The 16,291-nt window shown below is 43.1% G+C and carries 13 protein-coding genes; 9 read left to right on the top strand and 4 right to left on the bottom strand.

The window, feature by feature from the left end:
• The first annotated feature begins 416 nt into the window (after positions 1 to 416).
• The 3 genes from RMY63_RS09140 (at position 417) to RMY63_RS09130 (ending at position 3,604) form a co-directional block, all read left to right on the top strand.
• The gene (locus RMY63_RS09140) at positions 417 to 1,706 is read left to right on the top strand and encodes a glucose-1-phosphate adenylyltransferase (protein WP_322728411.1); all 1,290 of its coding nucleotides are present in this window, start codon (positions 417 to 419) and stop codon (positions 1,704 to 1,706) included.
• A gap of 170 nt (positions 1,707 to 1,876) precedes the next feature.
• Positions 1,877 to 2,467, top strand: coding sequence for an AAA family ATPase (locus RMY63_RS09135; RefSeq protein ID WP_322728410.1), 591 nt, complete (start codon positions 1,877 to 1,879; stop codon positions 2,465 to 2,467).
• A 120-nt stretch (positions 2,468 to 2,587) separates the two neighbouring features.
• Complete coding sequence (locus RMY63_RS09130; RefSeq protein ID WP_322728409.1) at positions 2,588 to 3,604, top strand: DnaJ C-terminal domain-containing protein; 1,017 nt, start codon at positions 2,588 to 2,590, stop codon at positions 3,602 to 3,604.
• Positions 3,605 to 3,681: 77 nt separating this feature from the next.
• Here RMY63_RS09130 and RMY63_RS09125 read toward each other — a convergent pair whose 3' ends face one another.
• The 3 genes from RMY63_RS09125 to RMY63_RS09115 all read right to left on the bottom strand — a co-directional run bounded on the left by RMY63_RS09125 (position 3,682) and on the right by RMY63_RS09115 (position 5,703).
• A complete protein-coding gene (locus RMY63_RS09125; RefSeq protein WP_322728408.1) occupies positions 3,682 to 4,335 on the bottom strand; it encodes a glutathione S-transferase family protein in 654 nt (217 codons plus the stop codon).
• 57 nt (positions 4,336 to 4,392) lie between these two features.
• Positions 4,393 to 4,929: a peroxiredoxin gene (locus RMY63_RS09120; protein WP_322728407.1), complete on the bottom strand. Its 537-nt coding sequence runs from the start codon at positions 4,927 to 4,929 to the stop codon at positions 4,393 to 4,395.
• Positions 4,930 to 5,091: 162 nt separating this feature from the next.
• Positions 5,092 to 5,703 carry a peroxiredoxin gene (locus RMY63_RS09115; RefSeq protein ID WP_109010494.1) on the bottom strand — a complete coding sequence of 204 codons (612 nt, stop codon included), beginning with the start codon at positions 5,701 to 5,703 and terminating at the stop codon, positions 5,092 to 5,094.
• 131 nt (positions 5,704 to 5,834) lie between these two features.
• On the opposite strand from RMY63_RS09115, the gene RMY63_RS09110 reads away from it, so the two are divergent.
• From RMY63_RS09110 to RMY63_RS09090, 5 genes are all read left to right on the top strand, one after another.
• Positions 5,835 to 8,156, top strand: coding sequence for an amylo-alpha-1,6-glucosidase (locus tag RMY63_RS09110; RefSeq protein WP_322728406.1), 2,322 nt, complete (start codon positions 5,835 to 5,837; stop codon positions 8,154 to 8,156).
• Between the two features lie 464 nt (positions 8,157 to 8,620).
• Positions 8,621 to 10,105, top strand: coding sequence for a galactose oxidase-like domain-containing protein (locus RMY63_RS09105; protein WP_322728405.1), 1,485 nt, complete (start codon positions 8,621 to 8,623; stop codon positions 10,103 to 10,105).
• Between the two features lie 368 nt (positions 10,106 to 10,473).
• Positions 10,474 to 11,421 (top strand): hypothetical protein, encoded by a 948-nt coding sequence (locus RMY63_RS09100; protein WP_322728404.1) that lies wholly within the window; start codon positions 10,474 to 10,476, stop codon positions 11,419 to 11,421.
• A 442-nt stretch (positions 11,422 to 11,863) separates the two neighbouring features.
• Positions 11,864 to 13,258 carry a TldD/PmbA family protein gene (locus RMY63_RS09095; RefSeq protein WP_322728403.1) on the top strand — a complete coding sequence of 465 codons (1,395 nt, stop codon included), beginning with the start codon at positions 11,864 to 11,866 and terminating at the stop codon, positions 13,256 to 13,258.
• A 443-nt stretch (positions 13,259 to 13,701) separates the two neighbouring features.
• Positions 13,702 to 14,232, top strand: a complete 531-nt coding sequence (locus tag RMY63_RS09090; RefSeq protein WP_322728402.1) for a pentapeptide repeat-containing protein — start codon at positions 13,702 to 13,704, stop codon at positions 14,230 to 14,232.
• Between the two features lie 474 nt (positions 14,233 to 14,706).
• Here the strand turns inward: RMY63_RS09090 and RMY63_RS09085 are convergent, their stop codons facing one another.
• The gene (locus RMY63_RS09085; RefSeq protein WP_322728401.1) at positions 14,707 to 14,949 is read right to left on the bottom strand and encodes a hypothetical protein; all 243 of its coding nucleotides are present in this window, start codon (positions 14,947 to 14,949) and stop codon (positions 14,707 to 14,709) included.
• A gap of 240 nt (positions 14,950 to 15,189) precedes the next feature.
• Here RMY63_RS09085 and RMY63_RS09080 point away from each other — a divergent pair.
• On the top strand, positions 15,190 to 16,291 hold a 1,102-nt coding region (locus RMY63_RS09080), incomplete at its 3' end, for a DUF1565 domain-containing protein (protein ID WP_322728400.1).

Here is a 16,291-nt window from a genome sequence, read left to right as displayed (position 1 = left end):
TGCTCAATCTCTCCATCTGCTTGGAAAAATAGTTGCTGTACTTCTGACATAAATTACCTCGGTTAAATTTTTTCGATTGCTGTCATAGCGGCTATTTCTTAGAAAGACAATTAATAGAAAAAAGTCTGAACGCTTTCAGTTCGCAAAAAGATTATACTTAATTACAGCGTGTCGTGGCTTTGAACGCGCCGGAGTAATATAGACGGTATTTTTGCGTTTACTAGATTAGACACTAGATAAAAAGGAATAGAGAATAACTACGCCGTAGCAACAATTAATACTTTATTGATTGCGTATTATCATTAGTGATAGCAATTATAAAATTCATCCCAAAAAATCAGACGATCCCCCTTACCTGTGGTGGCAGACAGTCCTAAACTGAAGATGAGAGTTGAAAGGCAGTCTGGAGAAATTTTGTGAAAAAAGTATTATCAATCATCCTTGGTGGTGGCGCGGGTACTCGGCTTTACCCGCTAACCAAACTCCGCGCTAAACCAGCAGTACCAGTGGCGGGGAAGTATCGCTTAATCGATATCCCCGTCAGTAACTGCATCAATTCCGAAATATTCAAAATCTACGTCCTAACACAATTCAACTCAGCTTCCTTGAATCGTCACATTGCCCGTACCTATAACTTTACTGGCTTCAACGAAGGGTTTGTAGAAGTGCTAGCTGCACAACAAACACCAGAAAACCCTAACTGGTTCCAAGGTACAGCCGATGCTGTACGTCAGTACCTGTGGTTAATGGAAGAATGGGATGTAGAAGAGTATTTAATTCTCTCAGGCGATCACCTCTACCGCATGGATTATCGCCAGTTTATCGAGCGCCATAGGGAAACGGGGGCTGATATTACTCTCTCAGTCATCCCCATCGATGAGCGCCGCGCCTCAGATTTTGGCTTGATGAAAATTGACGATTCTGGTAGGGTAATCGATTTTAGCGAAAAACCGAAAGGTGAAGCGTTACACCAAATGCAAGTTGATACAAGTGTACTGGGATTATCAAAAGAACAAGCCCAGCAACAGCCCTACATCGCTTCAATGGGGATTTATGTCTTTAAAAAAGATGTTTTGTTCAAATTGTTGAGAGAAGGTACAGAAAGGACTGATTTCGGTAAAGAAATTATTCCTGATGCCTCTAAAGATTACAACGTTCAAGCTTACCTTTTTGATGACTACTGGGAAGATATTGGAACAATCGAAGCATTTTATCATGCCAATTTAGCCCTAACTCAGCAGCCCCAGCCACCTTTTAGTTTCTACGATGAACACGCACCAATTTATACCCGCGCTCGTTACTTACCTCCAAGTAAATTATTAGAATGCCAAATCACAGAATCAATTATTGGCGAAGGTTGTATTTTGAAAAATTGCCGCATTCAACATTCAGTGTTGGGAGTGCGATCGCGAATTGAATCTGGTAGTGTCATCGAAGAGTCCTTACTCATGGGTGCAGATTTTTACCAACCTTTTGTAGAACGCCAATGTAACCTAGAAAAAGGTGAAATTCCTGTAGGTATTGGTACTGACTCGATTATTCGCGGTGCCATCATTGATAAAAACGCCAGTATCGGGCACGATGTCAAAATCATCAATAAAGATAACGTCCAAGAAGCTGACCGCGAAAGTCAAGGTTTTTATATCCGTAGTGGCATCGTTGTTGTGCTAAAAAATGCTGTAATTCCTGATGGAACGATCATTTAATAGTGCTGAGTGCTGAGTTGTGTTAGCGGTAGCGGGGCGTTTAGCCCGTGCTGAGTTAGGAGTTATGAGTTATGAATAAAACTTCTAATCATCTAGTTTTATTAGATGAGACAGTTCATTTAATAGTGCTGAGTGCTGAGTTGTGAGTGCTGAGTTAGGAGTTATGAGTTATGAATAAAACTTCTAATCACTCTTCACTCCTAACTTCTAACTCCTCATTCTTAACCTCTTACTCAGCACTCAGCACTCAACACTCAGCACTGATCTTATTGATTGGTCTTCCAGGTAGCGGGAAGTCAACTTTGGCAAAACAATTACTGGCAGAATGCCCCCAAATGGCACTGATTTCTACAGATGCCATCCGGGGGCAATTGTTCGGTTCCCAAGCCGTTCAAGGGCCGTGGCTGCTGATTTGGCGCGAAATTGAGCGGCAATTTCAGCAAGCTATTTCCACAACTAATATAGCTATTTTTGATGCCACCAATGCCCAGCGCCGCCATCGTCGTGAAGTCATTTCTTTAGCCCGTAACCTGGGCTTTACCCACATTAGGGGAATTTGGGTAGATACACCAGTTTGGCTGTGTTTGGCACAAAATAAAAAGCGATCGCGCCAAGTTCCAGAAGAAATTATTTTGCGGATGCATCGTCAACTCCGGGATGCTCCCCCAAGTCGGGAAGAAGGATTAGACAGCCTGAGCCGTTTATCAGAAAAATCGGAGTACGGGAATTGCTATCCCTTGGTGAGCGAGAACCACACTTGATTTTCTATATTTTTTGTTAATTTGAAATCATATTCTTTTTGTTTGGCACTATACCAGGCAAATTAAACATCTCTCATCTTCAAAATAAACATAACGGGAATTTCTATAGGAGGCTGGTAGATGGCTGCAACCGACTTCAAGGACTATTACGCTATTTTGGGAGTCAGTAAGACTGCCAGTTCAGAAGAAATTAAACAAGCCTTTCGTAAACTAGCTCGCAAATATCACCCTGATGTCAACCCAAACAACAAACAGGCAGAAGCACGTTTCAAAGAAGTTAGCGAAGCCTACGAAGTTATATCAGACCCAGATAAACGCAAAAAATACGACCAATTCGGTCAATATTGGAAACAAGCTGGTGAAGGTTTCCCATCTGGCGGCGCTAGTCCCGATATGGGTAACTTTGACTTCAGTCAATACGGCAACTTTGATGAGTTCATTAATGAGTTGCTAGGACGTTTTGGTGGTGCTAACCCTCGTGGTGGGGGGCGACAAAATCAATCACGAAGTTACTCTTACCGCACTTCTCCAGGTACTTCAACTCATTTTAGCAGCAGCAGCTTTAACGATTTTGGGTTTCAAGATGGAGGTGCGAGTAGTACCCAGGATAGTGAAGCTGTGATCGCTCTAACTTTTGCTGAGGCATTTAATGGTGTGAAAAAGCGCTTTAGTTTAGGTAATGAAACAATAGATGTCAACATCCCATCTGGGGCTAAAACTGGTACTCGCCTACGGGTGCGGGGCAAAGGTCAGATCAATCCCATGACTCAACAACGGGGGGATTTATACTTAAAAGTCGAACTTCAGCCGCACACGTTCTTCCAAATGGAAGGCGATAACTTGGTATGCGAAGTGCCAATTACACCAGATGAAGCTACTCTGGGAGCGTCTATTGATGTACCCACTCCCGATGGTTCAGTTAATGTCAAACTACCAGCGGGAGTACGTTCTGGTCAATCTCTGCGTTTACGTGGCAAAGGTTGGCCTCTCGCTAAGGGTGGACGCGGCGATCAGTTGGTGAAAGTGGCGATCGTTCCACCAAAAGACCTCAGCCAACAAGAGCGGGAATATTATGAAAAAATCCGAGCTATACGTACTTATAATCCCCGTAGTCATTTGAACCAATTCAGGCTGTGAATATTTTGGATTTTAGAGACGCCAAGCAAAGCGCTACAAAGTGCAGTTTCGCGTCTCCAAATTAATTAATTGTGAATTTACGACGCCATTCTCGCCATCACAATAGACTTAAACGCTTCTATTGCCTCCAGTGTAGCCTCGGTAGCTTGCCACGTTGGACGTGTTATTAAACGATCGCACCAAGTATTTAATTTTGGATATTCACTTAAGGAAATGCCTACACTTGGCAGCACATTGACTACAGTCCCAGCCACAACCTCGGCAAGAGTGAGGTGGTGACTAGCAAAGTAAGGGCGATCGTCTAATAAATTTTCAAAAAACTTTAGCACTGTGGCAATTCTATGCTCTGCCTTCTCGATTTTTGCTGGATCTCCTCCAGGCAAGCCGAGAAATTGAGGTAGAAAGGTGGTGGTTGCTGGCAAAAGCTCATTTACAGTTACTAGTTGTACCATGCGGGCGATCGCTAAATCCTTGGCGTCTTTAGGCAACATCGCAGGTGTAGGATATTTTGCCTCTAAATAGTCCAGAATTGCCAAAGATTCCACTACATTAAAACCGTCATCTACCAACACTGGAATGTGATGGAAGGGGTTAATTGCCAAAAATTCTGGTTGAAACTGCTCCCCATCCACTTTTATCTCCACCAATTCAAACTCAAGTCCTTTTTCCAGTAGAGTAATCCAGACGCGGCGTGAGTTGGGAGAAATCGGTGTGTGGTAAAGTGTCAGCATGAGAAAACCTCACAGCTTTATAAGTGGGGAGAATATTGCCAATTTTACACCTTATACTTAATTAAATTGTTCTAACAATGTCTCAACACTAGCATTATGATCCAAAAAAGAGAATAAATGCCAATAGCGCAGTTTTCCTTCTTTATCTAATACAAATTGTGCTGGTAAAGGCGCTCCTAGTGCTTGTCCTACTTGATAGGTATGAAACACTTGACAACTGGGGTCACTCAACAAAGGCATTTGTAAGCCTAAATCTCTCACAACTATTTGACTCTGCCGTTCATCGGTACTAGTAATCATTAAAACTTCTATACCGCGATTTTTGAATTGTTCGTAATTCTCCTTCAAAGCTTTAATGTGAGGAAAACAAAAAGGACAATATTGCTTTTCGGTAAATATGCGAGTAAAGGCAAGTAACACTGGTTGCTTGCCTTTATAATCAGACAATTTTACTAAAGTTCCGTTGGTAATATCTGGCAATTGGAAGTCAGGCGTTCCCACTCCCAATCTAAGTTCATTGCTAGCTGGAACTGGTAAAAAATTACGGAAAAATCTCTCATTTAATAAGCCACTAAAGTCAGTTGAAGTCAGCATATTTTTAACCCTGATTATTTAAATACTATTTTATAAAAAAAAAACCACAGATATATGACGGAGGTTGACATTGTTTAATGCATATCTCTGTTTATCTGTGGTTTTCATTGATTTCACTTTCAACTCCAAAAGGCTGGATTAGAGTTTAGTAGCAAACGAAATTTAGACAGCAGAGAAGTAGACTTTAGACTTCACTGGGTCAGGATTCATTGTCTTGTCACCAGGTTGCCAACCAGCTGGGCAAACTTCGTCAGGGTGAGACTGAACATACTGAATTGCTTGTAATGTCCGCAGGGTTTCATCAACGCTACGACCAAAAGCTAGATTGTTAATGGTGGCGTGCTGTATGATACCATCTTTATCGATGATGAACAGACCACGCAAGGCAATGCCTGCTGCTGGGTCAAGAACGTTGTAAGCGGCGCTAATTTCTTTCTTGATGTCGGAGACTAGAGGATAATTCAAGTCGCCAACGCCACCAGACTTACGATCTGTTTGAATCCAGGCGAGGTGAGAGAATTCACTGTCAACGGAAGCCCCAAGGACTTCAGTATTAATTTTCTTGAATTCTTCGTAGCGATCGCTAAATGCTGTGATTTCAGTAGGACAAACAAAGGTAAAGTCTAGTGGGTAGAAAAACAGGACGACATACTTACCGCGATAATCGGAAAGTTTGATTGTCTTAAATTCCTGATCTACCACAGCCGTTGCTGTGAAATCGGGAGCTTGTTGACCAACGCGGAGGCTTCCTTCGGTTCCGTAAATAAGGGACATTAACCTAATTCTCCTTTATCGGTTTAGTAGCGTTGGAATTTGGGTCAAGTAAAATTCACCCATCCACGCTCTCACAGTTTAATTACGATCTGTTACGACTATATCATACTCATAACGATTTTGAGTAGCAAATGCCTGATTTAGATACAAGAGAATGGTTGCTTACCAACGGCTTGGGAAGTTTTGCCAGTGGTACAGTTTCTGATGTCCGCACGCGCACCTATCATGGTTGGCTGTTTGCCGCGACAAACCCACCTTCTGGAAGGACTCTGCTGTTTTCGCACCTAGAAGCTAGCTTAGAAATATTAGGGAGCGTTGTGGCACTGGGGACAAATGTTTGGGGTAACGGTCAGATTGAGCAAACAGGCTACGAACAACTACGCCGTTTTGATATTAATCCAGTTCCCAAATGGACTTGGGGTCAAGATAACTGGCAATTAACCAGACAATTGTTGATGCCTTATGGTTTGGTAGGGATTGGGGATTGGGGTTTGGGGATTGGGGACAAGGGGACAAGGGGGCAGGGGAGCAGGAGAGCAGGGGAGCAGGGGGCAGGGGAGCAGGGGCAGGGGAGAATAATTTATAACCAATGCCCAATACCCAATGCCCAATTTTGCCATCGAATTTTAATCCAGTATCGCTACGAGGGAACTGAAACAGCGATTTTACGGTTGCGACTGTTGATAGCAGAACGTGACTTTCATCACCAGCAGACTGCTAGTCAAGAATTACAGTTTTCACAATTGCTAGGGCAACAGCAAGTCTGTCTACAAGCAATCAATTCTGGGCGCTTCGGCATACCTTGGCACTTGCGCTGGACACAAGGAAATTATCAACCAGATGCAGTTTGGTATTGGGATTATAGACTGTCTGAGGAGACAAAACGGGGATTAGGCGACAAGGAAGACCTCCACAGTCCTGGTTACTTGATAGTCACACTTCAACCAGGAGATACGGTAACTTTAGAAGCACGAGTCGGTTTTCCCGACTCAGTACCAAGTGTTCTCACCCTCAAAACCTTCACAGAAACTTTGGAGGCAGAGCAAGAAAGGCTCTCACAGATTTTTGGATGGAGAGAGGAAGGTAGGGGAGCAGGGGAGCAGGGGAGCAGAGGAGAAGTAGCAGTAAGTTTTTCCCCTCTGCCCCTCTGCTCCTCTGCCCCTCTGCCTCTTGTGCCCAATGACGCCAGTTGCTTCAAGTCGGCAAAGCCGCCCAACGCACTGGCTCCCCAATGCCCAATGACGCCAGTTGCTTCAAGTCGGCAAAGCCGCCCAACGCACTGGCTCCCCAATGCCCAATTCCCAATCTGGCAACAACTACTCAAAGCAAGCGATCAGTTTATCGTCTATCGAGCCTCAATTGCAGGCCCCACGGTCATTGCTGGTTATCACTGGTTTAATGATTGGGGACGCGATACATTAATCGCTTTACCAGGGTTGGCACTAGTTCCACAGCGCTTTGACCTAGCAAAAGGGGTATTGCGAACTTTTGGGCATTATTGTCGCCACGGTTTGATTGTGAATGCATTTCCTGATGTCAATGGCGAACCAATTTATAACAGTATTGATGCGGCATTGTGGTGGATTGAAACTTTAGGACTTTATTTAGAAGCTACCCAAGACTGGGATTTTTTGGCAGAGCAATTCCCTGTAGTACAGCAAATCTACAAAGCATTTGTCGGTGGTACACATTTCAATATCCAGGTCGATGCTACTGATGGGCTAGTTAGTTGGGATGCTCGTGGTGTAGCTCTCACCTGGATGGATGTGGTAATTGAGTCATATCCTGTCACTCCCCGTTACGGAAAGCCAGTAGAAATCAATGCGCTGTGGTATTCTGCTTTATGTTGGCTGAGTCAGTGGGCAGAGCGCTTGAGCCAAATGGAGTATGGCTCATCAGTACGTCTCACTAAGCAAGCACAACGTTATGCTAACCAAGCACAACACGTGAAAACCTCACTGCAAAAGTTCTGGAATCCTCAGCTAGGTTATCTGTACGATACTATTGAGCCGGACGATCGCCGGAATTTTCAAATTCGTCCGAATGCCGTTTTGGCGCTGTCGCTACACCATTGTGGGTTTTCTGAACAGCAAGGGTGTCAGATATTAGATTTGGCAACTACCAGCTTGCTCACACCTTATGGTCTTCGCAGTCTCGATCCAGCAGATCCCGAATATAAAGGAAAATATGAAGGTAATCAACAGCAACGCGATCGCGCTTATCACCAAGGCACTGTTTGGACTTGGCTGATTGGGCCATATATTCGGGCTTGGCAACGTTTTTATCCACAACAATCGCTGCCTTTTGATTGGCAACCCTTGCTAGATCACTTTTTCTTTGACGCTTGTCTTGGTTCTATTTCGGAGATTTTTGATGGCGATTCACCTCACATACCCAGAGGAGCGATCGCTCAAGCTTGGTCAGTTGCCGAAGTAATCCGCCACATTAAATAGTTGTAGGCATACAGATGGTCTTGGATAATTATTCTTGATTAATATACATTCACAAATTAATGTTGCTAATTGGAACCTACCAAACCCTTACTATACAAGCTTTTTATTAATTTATCTGATTATCCAAAAGTGAGTAGAGATTTTCGATTTTCACAAATTGAGGCCGCAAAACCAAAAACTTTTATTTTCTTTTGTGAGAAAATAAAATATGAAAAAAGTTTATCAACGAGATGTAGTATTATTGATAGTAGCAATGTATTTCAGGCTTAATTAGATGCTTTACAGAATGGATGATTGACAGCGCAATTACTATATTCTAAAGCTGATTTTACATTTCCTTATTATAAAATACATCATATCTTAACGCTAAATAAGTCTAAAGAAGTATAGATATAAATTCAGAAATAACCTAATAAAATAAAGTACAAAAAATCAAGTTCACGTAGTAAATAATTGTAAATAAAGTGACTCAACCTAATAACAAGACTAACCTTCAAGAGGAAACAGATTTAGGGACTTCGATTGCTCTGGCTACTGCTACAGATAAATGGCAAGTATTGTCCTACAGTGCTCCAATCCTACCTATACATGCCGCTCTACTTCGTACTGGTAAGATATTCTTTTTCTGTGGCTCAGGTAACGATCCCAATCGGTTAAATACTCCCTATGACAGTGTGGTCTGGGATCTAAACAAGGGAACCTTTTCCCGTCAAGCACCTCCATTGGATAGTAACAATCAACCTATGGACATTTTTTGCGCTGGTCACTCCTTCCGCTCTGATGGTCTGTTACTGGTTGCAGGTGGAACTTTGCGCTATGACCCATTTTATGGTTCACCCTATGCTCTGATGTTTGATCCGATTGCTGAGAAATGGATCAAGATACTATCAATGAATAATGGTCGCTGGTATCCTACTGTGTTAACACTAGGCAGCGGTCGAGTCTTAGCAGTGTCTGGGCCGGATAAAGATGGCAAGCTCAATAGACAACCAGAAATTTATTCTGCTTTCTTTGCAAATGGTTGGAACGCTTTTCCAACAACTAGTCCTTTACCAGCATACGCGCATCTATTTCTACTAAGTAGTGGAAAAATTTTTTATTCAGGTGCTCAGATGGGTGGCACTGGAGTCACACCAAGGATATTAACCCTGCCAGAGACATTTACACAATCCATTACAGAAACAGTGGTGACAGGGCTGCAAGACATAGCTTTTGGCGATCAAGCTGCTAGTCTGCTTTTACCACCTGCACAAGATCAAAAGGTGATGATTCTCGGTGGAGGTAGTGGTAAGACAGCAACAAAGAGGGTAAATATTGTCGATTTAAAAGCTAGTAATCCAACTTACGTAGCAGCAAAGTCTTTAAACTATGCCCGAATGCATCACAGCGCAGTTTTGTTGCCCGATCGCACAGTGTTTGTTTGCAATGGTAGCAAAATGAATGAGGACACAACACAATCAATGCTGCCAGCAGAAATCTACAATCCAGCTACAAATACCTGGACAGTAGTAGCTAAACAAAATGTCCCCCGCGTATATCACTCGATAGCCTTGCTGTTACCAGATGGTAGGGTCGTCACAGCTGGGGGGAACCCTCAACGGAGGGTCAATGAACTGCGATTAGAAATCTACAGTCCTGCGTATATGTCGCGATCGCGACCAGTTATTCAGAGCGCTCCTCAAATAGTGACCTACGGGCAGCAATTTACGATTCAGACACCCCAGGCTGCGAATATTAAATGGGTTAGTCTGATTAGACCAATGGCAACTACTCATTCTTGCGATACAGAACAAAGGTTAGTGGATGCACCCATTATTTCTAGAAACGCTACTTCTCTTAAGGCCACGGTAGTAAACAATCGAAACATCGCACCCCCAGGCTGGTACATGCTTTTTATTAGTGACAACAATGGAACACCCTCAGTAGCAACCTGGATGCAAATATATTAGCCTTATCTGTTTATGTTCGCACTGCTACCTATTGAAGAAGAATTCAAAAGTCAGAATTCAGGAGCCGAGCCGGAGACGCTCCGCCAAGGAGTCAGAATCACTCTCGTGGGGGATTCAAACCCGCCACTCGATTGTTGCACCACTAAATTATAGATTTAGTGGGGGTGCAAAAACGCCGGTTATTCAGACGCTCGCGGACTCGCTCTAAGCGAAGCTATGCCGAAGGCGTTGCCTCTCGTTCGCGTTAGCGTCTCTGAAAGAGAAGAGAAGGCTTTACGCTGCGCTATCCGCCAGTCGTAGAAAATTAATTCTGAATTCTGACTCCTGAATTCTGTTTGATAAAAGTCATTAATTCTAGGAAGGAAAATATGAATTACAAGCTATCACGTCGACAGTTTGGACAGTTGGCACTTGCTGGAACTGTAGTATCTGGACTTAGTTATCTAACCAAAAAAGCCTTGGCAGAAACACCAAGTGTAAATATTGTCGGTATAGGTTCTAGCCCGATGGTTATTACTGACCAAACGGCTGTTACAGAGGTAAACACCACTGAATTAGTAGAGAACACTGCCCTAAACAGTGTAAGCACAGGTATTCGCACAGATATTAAGCCTGTAGGTCTAGTTTTGCAATCCTTAGTTACAGGAAAGGCTCAGGTACTTATGGATAAAAGTACACCTCTATTAGAGCCTAATGAGATATTGAGTGGTTTTACCTCTTTAAGCGATGGCACACTTATTGTAGCCATTACTCCAGTTGCGCTTAGTCGGAGACAGGCGACACCTACTCGCATTACATTTTTGAGTACACCTGCAAAAACTTTGATAGTCTCAGGACTTAAACAAAATCAACAGCTTGGGAGCTTGCTAGGTACTAATGATGGGCGACTCATTGGCCTAGTAGGTAAGAAGAACGGTACACCACCGATCAGATTGGTAGATATTAACCTTCAAACAGGAGAGATAAGTCCTATTAGTAAGATTAAATTCCTGGACGATGAGCGGGTTAGCAATTTAGCTGAGTGCCCAGATGGAATACTTTATACCTCTATAGTTGGTGAGTATGGTGATACAACCTTGGTGCAGGTAGATCCAAATCAAAAAAAGCCCATCAGATTAGGACAACTGAAAGTTAATGGTCGAGCATGGAATAATGGCTTACAAAGCTTAGTTTGCTCTGCAACAGGTCAACTCCTTGCTTTTGGAGCTATGAGATATGAGACACCTAATGCTGTGTATAGTGTTGATAAGAACAGTGGAAATATGACTCGGCTACAAGACTTTGATACTACTCAGATTACGCGTGCTCGTGCTTAGAAGGAATTGAGCTGATATCTCTAGCAAAAAAACTGCCTAGCCCTCATCTTTGCTTGAGGGCTTTTTACTGGCATTGATTGGTAAAGCTTATTATTAAGAATATTTTTGACTTATTTTCTAATTAGTTACCCCTGGAAATTCTGATTGATACAGAACAGCAGTAACTCAAACAAATTTATAATGATTTTGGAAGTATCGCTAATTATTAATTATGACGGATTTTCCACTTCCTCATTTCCCCTATAGCAATCCGATTTGATTCGGTGAATTACTCGTAGAGACTAGGGACTGGGGACTGGGAAGAAGGAATAAAGGTGTACTGATTTTTTTCACGCAATCAAATATGAGTCCTATAGTACGCAATCTCCTCATAATAATGATTAGCAGAAATTCCCCAAATAATTGCAAAATAAATGCAGTTAGTCATTGTTACTAATTGGAAATGCCGACTACACTTGCTGACGCACAAAATTTACTTTCTGACCTGATCGCCCGCTACTGTGGGCGTGTAGATTATCTGATGATTCGCCTTGAAGAAGCAGAAGGGACTGATATCTTGTTGCGTGGTGACAAGGTAGAAACCCTAAGCGTTGGTATCTCCATTGGTGGACATATTTGCGCTTGTTATAAAGGCGGATGGGGGTTGAGCTGCTTTAACCAACTGGCGACAATCAAGGATCGCATAGAAGAAGCGATCGCAGCTGCGCGGATGGTTGGTGATGAAGAAACTTTACTTGCACCCATTGACCCGGTGCAAGCAGTATGCATTCTACCCCTAAAAGGTACTGACCCCCGAAATATCCCACTCTCCCAGAAAAAACAATTGTGCGATCGCTATGCCCAATTGCTTAAAAGCGTTGATCGCCGAATTACCACTACCTCGGTGCGTTATGGTGACAGCGCCCAAAAAGTGATCATTGCTACTTCCGAAGGTACTTTAATCGAGCAATCTTGGGTGGATATGGAAATGCGCTTTGCCGCCACCGCCAGAAATGGCGAAACCGTACAAACTGGACGGGAAACTACTGGCTCTCGCAAAGCTTACGAAGATTTAACTGGTTTGGATGAACAGGTAAAAGGTGCAGCCCAAAGAGCGATCGCCGCTTTATCTCTACCACCAGTCAAAGGTAATACTTACACTGTGGTCATTGACCCAATACTCACGGGTTTATTCGTCCACGAAGCCTTCGGACATCTTTCTGAGGCTGATATGGCTTACGAAAACCCCGATCTGCTGGAAGTTATGACCATCGGACGGCGGTTTGGCCCAGAAGAACTGCAAATTTTTGATGGTGCGGCTCCAGAGGGACATCGCGGTAGCTATTTTTATGATGATGAAGGTACACCTGCCACTACTACTCAACTAATTAAAGATGGAGTTTTAGTGGGACGTTTACATTCTCGTGAAACTGCTGGCAAATTGGAGGAAGCGCCTACGGGTAACGCCCGCTGTCTCAACTATCACTTTACTCCCATTGTGCGGATGACAAATACCTGGATTGAACGGGGTAAAACACCAGTCGCAGACTTATTCACCGATATCAAAGAAGGAGTTTATGCTCGTAATTGGTTGGGTGGGATGACGAATGGGGAAATGTTCACCTTTAGTGCTGGGGAAGCGTGGATGATTAGAAACGGCAAAATTGCTGAACCTGTCCGGGATGTGACGCTTTCAGGAAATGTATTCCAAACTTTAGCGGATATTGAGGCACTTGGTAATGATTTTTACTGGGATGAATCTGGCGGTTGTGGTAAGGGAGGGCAAAATGGCTTGTCAGTAGGTTGTGGTGGCCCTAGCCTCCGAATTCGAGATGTAGTGGTTGGTGGGGAAACATGAACTATTGAGTATAGCGATCGCTTTGCACTAATGCTTAAATTTTTAAAGCGAGCAACATCCATCTCAAGTATGAAATTAACTCACAACTCTAGGTAGTAGCGCCAGTAATTAAGAATAGCTAATCTAGATAAAGGTGATTCAATGTTTACTCTAGTTTGATTCATCACCGTAATCCTCCGTGGCGCGTACTGGGGATTTACTGTCTAGATAGTTCAAAATTATTCGTAATTGATAATGACGCTTGCAGACTCGCTACTGCTGCGCTAACGTAATTCGTAATAAAGACTGTTTCAGACTCTTATTTAGACCCAAACTGAAATAAAGCCACGTATATATAAAAGGCAATTACACTCAAAAATTACGAATTACGAATTACGTAGCTTGCTTCTCGCCTTTGGCGAGTATTACGAATTAGTTAAACGTTCCTTAGCCCAGTGACAGATATGAAAGCAGATCAACTCCTGAAAAACTATGCCGCAGGTGTCAGAGACTTTACTAGTGTCAACTTGAGCGAGGCCAACTTAAGGGAAGCCGATCTCAGTGGCGTAATTTTAGATCGAGCAATTTTAGATGGAGCTAATCTGAGTCACGCTAATTTAACCCACGCCAGTTTGATTGAAGCGGACTTAAATGGAGCAGATTTGAGCAATGCGGATCTCAGTAATAGCAACTTAAGCAAAGCTATTTTGGATGGAGCAATTTTAGATGGAGCAATTTTAGATGGAGCTAATTTGAGTCACGCTGATTTGACGGTTGCTAAATTGATTGAAACTAAATTGAGTGAGGCGGATTTGCAGGAAGCAAACTTGATAGCAGCGAATCTAGATGGAGCGGATTTAAGTGGTGCAGATTTAACTGTAGCTGACTTATCCCAGGCAAATCTCACTCAAGCAGATTTGAGCCAGACAAATTTGAGCGGAGCCAATTTGGATGGAGCCAATATAGAAGGAACTATTCTTGATGAGAATGTTTAATCTCGTTTCTATACAGAGCATGGTTTCTGGGTTGCTAACTTAATAGACATAGGAGTGAAAATTAATTCTGCGTTGCCCGAAATCCTTGGTAGGCACAATTCATGAATTGTGCCTGCGTCATTTCACCAGATGTCTAATATATTAACCCAAACAGGACAATCTCTCAAAGCTATGTCTAGACTGGTTTTTACCAGGACTTACGCAAGATGTGCCTGAAAACCTGATTATTGCGTAGCGGTAATTCATGAATTACCGCTACTTTCGTTATGTTTTGCGTAAGTCCTATTTACGTTAAGTTGACACCAATGAGCCATGTTCCCTATGCGTGTACTTCATTTACCTGATATAGGCTGTATTATGTTTGTTTGATTACTTAATTAAACCCGCAGAACCCCACACGCCAGATGCTCGACTTGGGGAAGCACTAAGGGCGATGGGATCTCCCCTTAATCTCCTTCCTACAGGCGCTACACTTTACACACAAGTCTTTTGGAGTTGCAATGGCATTGTTTTGACTGACAATGCCATTGTTTTGACTGACAATGCGATTGTTTGGCTGACAATGCGATTGTTGCGGCTGACAATGCGATTGTTTCGGCTGACAATGCGATTGTTGCGGCTGACAATGCGATTGTTTCGGCTGACAATGCGATTGTTGCGGCTGACAATGCGATTGAGATGAAAATTTGGAATGTTGCACAAGAGTCTATAACTCATAGCACAAGCCTTGGTGATTAGGACATCAACAGATGATAAAACTTAGACACAAAAAGACTTTTCACCCAGTCCCCAGTCCCTAGTTCCCAGTCCCTTGCTATATGTGTACACACGATCTGCTTGTCAGGAAAAGTCAGGTGGATATATTTTCTATACACAAGGATATTACTGTAAAAAAGTTTGCTACAAGTATTGTTATTTACGATTGTCATAATTAAAACAATTGACTTTCAACTATCAATGGTGAACTCTACCCTCGTTGTCACACTCTATGTCAACCCTATGACAGGGAATGATACTAATACTGGTTCACGGTTGAGTCCGTTTAAAAGCCTCACCCGTGCTTTAAAAGTAACCAAAATCCTGACGATAATTCATCTGGAGTCGGGGACTTACAACGCTGCTAGTGGTGAGGTATTTCCACTAATCATCCCTGGAGGAGTGACAGTGGTGGGTGATGAAGCTAACAAAGGTGCAGGAATTGTAATTTCTGGGAGTGGTGAGTATCAAAGTCCCAGTTTTGGTATACAAAATATTACGCTACTCTTGGTAGATAATGCCAGTATTTTAGGTGTAACTGTCACCAATCCCTCAGCTAAAGGTACTGGTATCTGGATTGAATCGGCTGCACCTACTTTAAGTAACAATACTCTGAGTCACTGTGGACGAGAAGGTGTGTTTACCACTGGTACTGCCAAACCCGCAATTTTAGATAACATATTTGTGCAAAATACTGCTAGCGGGTTAGTGATGGCAGGTCATAGCCAGGGAGAAGTACTGCAGAATGTATTTCAAAGAAACCCTTTAGGCATAGCAATTAGTGACTTTGCTGCGCCGACGATCGCTAATAACAAATTATCAGAAAATCGCACAGCGATCGCACTTTCTCGCAACGCCCAACCTCTGCTTCGTCAAAATCTGATTATTAACAATACCCAAGGTGGTTTATTAGTCAATGGCAATGCAGTCCCAGATTTAGGTAATAGCGAAGATCCAGGTGATAATATTTTTCGCGATCATAGTGAATTTGATTTATATAATGCCACTACACAAAAGCTAGTTTCCGTAGGTAATCAATTAAATTCTGTTCTAGTCAAGGGCTTGGTAGAATTACTCCCAATCAATCGAGTAACCGTTAACACCAGTCCCCACTCTGATATCTCGACAGAATCCCCACCTCAAAAACTCCCCTTGCCCCCTGCTCCCTCATCTCCCCCTGCTCCCTCATCTCCCCCTGCTCCCTCATCTCCTCCTGCTCCCTCATCTCCCCCTGCTCCCTCATCTCCCCCTGCTCCCTCATCTCCTCCTGCTCCCTCATCTCCCCCTGCTCCCTCATCTCCCC

The sequence above is a fragment of the Nostoc sp. ChiQUE01b genome (assembly GCF_034531255.1).
GTDB lineage: Bacteria > Cyanobacteriota > Cyanobacteriia > Cyanobacteriales > Nostocaceae > Nostoc.
This window is presented reverse-complemented; position numbering and strand designations above follow the sequence as displayed.

Coding starts and splice junctions, on each gene's coding strand:
- RMY63_RS09135 (WP_322728410.1), top strand. CDS start 1,877: ATGAATAAAACTTCTAATCACTCTTCACTCCTAACTTCTAACTCCTCA.
- RMY63_RS09130 (WP_322728409.1), top strand. CDS start 2,588: ATGGCTGCAACCGACTTCAAGGACTATTACGCTATTTTGGGAGTCAGT.
- RMY63_RS09125 (WP_322728408.1), bottom strand. CDS start 4,335: ATGCTGACACTTTACCACACACCGATTTCTCCCAACTCACGCCGCGTC.
- RMY63_RS09120 (WP_322728407.1), bottom strand. CDS start 4,929: ATGCTGACTTCAACTGACTTTAGTGGCTTATTAAATGAGAGATTTTTC.
- RMY63_RS09115 (WP_109010494.1), bottom strand. CDS start 5,703: ATGTCCCTTATTTACGGAACCGAAGGAAGCCTCCGCGTTGGTCAACAA.
- RMY63_RS09110 (WP_322728406.1), top strand. CDS start 5,835: ATGCCTGATTTAGATACAAGAGAATGGTTGCTTACCAACGGCTTGGGA.
- RMY63_RS09100 (WP_322728404.1), top strand. CDS start 10,474: ATGAATTACAAGCTATCACGTCGACAGTTTGGACAGTTGGCACTTGCT.
- RMY63_RS09095 (WP_322728403.1), top strand. CDS start 11,864: ATGCCGACTACACTTGCTGACGCACAAAATTTACTTTCTGACCTGATC.
- RMY63_RS09090 (WP_322728402.1), top strand. CDS start 13,702: ATGAAAGCAGATCAACTCCTGAAAAACTATGCCGCAGGTGTCAGAGAC.
- RMY63_RS09085 (WP_322728401.1), bottom strand. CDS start 14,949: ATGAGTTATAGACTCTTGTGCAACATTCCAAATTTTCATCTCAATCGC.